Below are 2,998 nucleotides of genomic sequence, written 5' to 3'. Positions count from 1 at the left end.
TGCCGATGCCGATTCCGGTGTCTCTGCGGCTTCCCTCGAATCCTGAGGTGGGAGTGCTCCCCGCGGCCATCGAGGGGATTGGCGACATCATTAATGTACAGGAGCACATGGCAGTGCTGTTTGGGCACGTCGAGAATCCGCGCGGCGAACTAAAGGTCGGACAATTCGTCACGGCCGCCATGAACCTGGGGATCGAGGAAGGGGTCGTCGAAGTGCCAACCCGCGCGGTCGTCGAAGACGGCACCGAGAGCCTGGTCTTCGTGCAGGAAAAGCCCGACGAATACTGCTTCAAACCGCGCCGCGTCTTGATAGCCCACAGTTATAAGGACGTGATGCACATCCGCAACAAGCTGTCGGCAAAGGAACTGGCCGAGGGATTTCAAGAACTGCACGCAGGCGAACGGGTGGCTGCCAGCCAGACAGTGCAGCTCAAGGCGGCCCTGCAACAGCAACAACTAACTTCGGCCAAACCTCCAGCACCCGCGCACAGCCAACACTAGTCGGCCGTAACGTCACCTGCCGCCACGTGTATTCATGATCGCCAAACTGATTTATTGGTCGGTCAATAACCCACTCATCGTGGTGTTGTTCACGCTGGCGCTGGCAGCGGCCGGGGGCTATGCCTTCAGCCGGGTAAATGTTGAAGCATATCCAGATCCCGCCCCGGCCATCGTCGAGGTCATTGCACAGTATCGTGGGCGGTCGGCCGAGGAGATGGAGCGCCAGATCACGATCCCGCTGGAAGTGGCGCTGTCCGGCATGCCGGGCCTGAAATACATCCGCAGCAAGTCGCTCTTCGGCCTCTCGTATATCAACACGCAATTCGCATACGGCATCGACTACAAGGCGGCGCGACAAGAAGTCATTAACCGCATGCAGATCGCTGATCTGCCGGCGGATGTATCGCCACAAATCTCGCCGCGATCGCCGATTGGCGAGATCCTGCGTTACGCAGTTGTCGGCCCGCGCGATTCGCATGGGAACAGCATTTACTCGTTAAATGATCTGCGTTCGTTGCAAACGTGGACCTTGGAACGCGAGTTCCGTCGGATACCAGGTATTGCCGATGTGGTGAGCTCTGGCGGCTTGATCAAGCGGTACGAAATTCAGCCTGATCCCGACCGCATGAAGCGTTACGGGATCACGCTGCAGCAATTGCAAACGGCGATCGCCAACAGCAACGATAATGTAAGCGGCGATTATTTGATTCAGGGAGAGACGGCCACTGTGGTGCGCGGTCTAGGGCTGATCGGTCGCGGGCGGGACCCAATGCAACGGATCCTGACTATGAGCGATCCGGAAGAGGCGGCTGCCTATCTGCGGACCGAGGAGCAGCGCCGTCTGCGACAGATCCGCCAGATCGTGCTGGCGTCGACCAACAACCTGCCAGTACGCGTGGGGGATATCGTTGAAGGGGGACCACTCAAGCCAGGCGAAGAGGCCTCTGCGCAGGGAGTCATCGTCGGCAACCAGACCCGCTTGGGCAAAGTCGCCCTTAGCCGGCCCGCCGAAGACGAACGCGGGCGCTTGTTGGACGCACAAGGGAATCCGATCTGGGTCGACGAAGACGAAGTCGTGCAGGGCCTGGCGCTATTGCGCAAGGGAGCAGAGTCGTTACCCGCCCTGACCCTTTTGAAGGCCAAGATCGACGAGTTGAACAATACACCTGGCCGGCTCCCCCCGGGTATAAGCATCGAGCCGTTTTACGACCGGGCCGATTTGATCAACGCGACCACCGAAACCGTGCAAGAAAACCTGTTGGTCGGCATCATGCTGGTCACGGTGATCTTGTTGATGTTTCTCAGCAATGTGCGCAGCGCGTTGATCATCGCCTTGAATCTGCCGCTGGCGCTATTGTTTGCTTTCGGCGCGCTGTATGTCCGCGACGAGTCCGCGAACTTGCTGTCGATCGGCGCGGTCGACTTCGGCATCATCGTCGACTCGACCGTGATCATGGTCGAAAACATCTACCGGGTGTTGAGTTCTGGTAAGTACTCAAACCTGACGCTCGGCGACCGGATTGTTCATGCCGCGCACGAGGTCGAGCGGAGCTTGCTGTTCTCGACGTTGATCATGGTCTGCGCGTTGCTGCCGCTATTCACGATGAAAGGTGCGGAGGGGCAATTGTTTCGCCCCATGGCCGAGACGTATGCCTTTGCCTTGGCGGGCGCATTGTTGTTGGCCGTCACCATTGCGCCCGTCTTGTGCTTGCTGTTGTTCAGGAATCTCAAACCGGCACAAGACAACTGGTTGGTGCGTTACCTGAAACGTGGCTATTTGCACCAACTGGAGCGGCTGCTGAATCATCGCTGGTTGGCCGTAGGAGGCTTTGCCGGACTGATGGTCGTCACGGCGTTCCTGCTTCCTCGGTTGGGTCGGGAGTTCATTCCGCCCCTGGAAGAGGGGCACATCTGGATCCGCGGCATGTTTCCCGTCAGCATCTCGCTCGATCAAACCGCCGAGCAAGCACGGATCGCCCGGGCGATCATGCGCAAGTATCCCGAAGTGGAATCCGTAGCCTGCCAATTGGGACGGCCGGATTCCGGCGTCGATCCGACAGGCTTTTATAGCGCCGAGTTTTTTGTGCCGCTGATGTCGCAGCCGGACTGGCCGAAGGTCGTTAAAGGGGGCGGCTGGTCCGGCGCCGATCGTGCCCGCACCAAGCCTGAACTTGTTGCTGAAATGAGCGCCGAGCTGAACGAGGACATTCCTGGCGTCAACTGGAACTTTTCGCAGGTGATTCGCGACAACGTTCTAGAGGTGCTATCGGGCGTGCAGGGAGAAAACTCGGTCAAGATCCTGGGGCCCGATCTCGACGAGTTGGAAACCATCGGCAACCAGGTCGTCGCGTCGCTGGTGAACGTGCCGGGTGTGAAGGATGTCGGCCTCTACCGAATCCGCGGTCAATGCAATATCGAGCTGCCCATCGATCGTCAAAAGTGCTCGCTGTGGAATATCAGTGTGGCGGACGTGCACAATGTCATCCAGACGGCGATCG

2 protein-coding genes are annotated in these 2,998 nt (G+C 58.9%); both read left to right on the top strand.

Translation table 11 applies throughout. The features are described from left to right. Nucleotides 1–500, top strand: a 500-nt coding sequence (locus VGG64_13810) for a hypothetical protein (protein ID HEY1600679.1), incomplete at its 5' end; no start/stop codon positions are given. 34 nt (nt 501–534) lie between these two features. Next, nucleotides 535–2,998: efflux RND transporter permease subunit (locus tag VGG64_13805; GenBank protein HEY1600678.1), on the top strand; the 2,464-nt coding region annotated here is incomplete at its 3' end.

The sequence above is a fragment of the Pirellulales bacterium genome (genome assembly GCA_036490175.1).
In the GTDB taxonomy this organism is placed as follows: domain Bacteria; phylum Planctomycetota; class Planctomycetia; order Pirellulales; family JACPPG01; genus JACPPG01.
The sequence above is the reverse complement of the archived record's forward strand: the minus strand, read 5'-3'. Positions and strand labels throughout refer to the sequence as shown.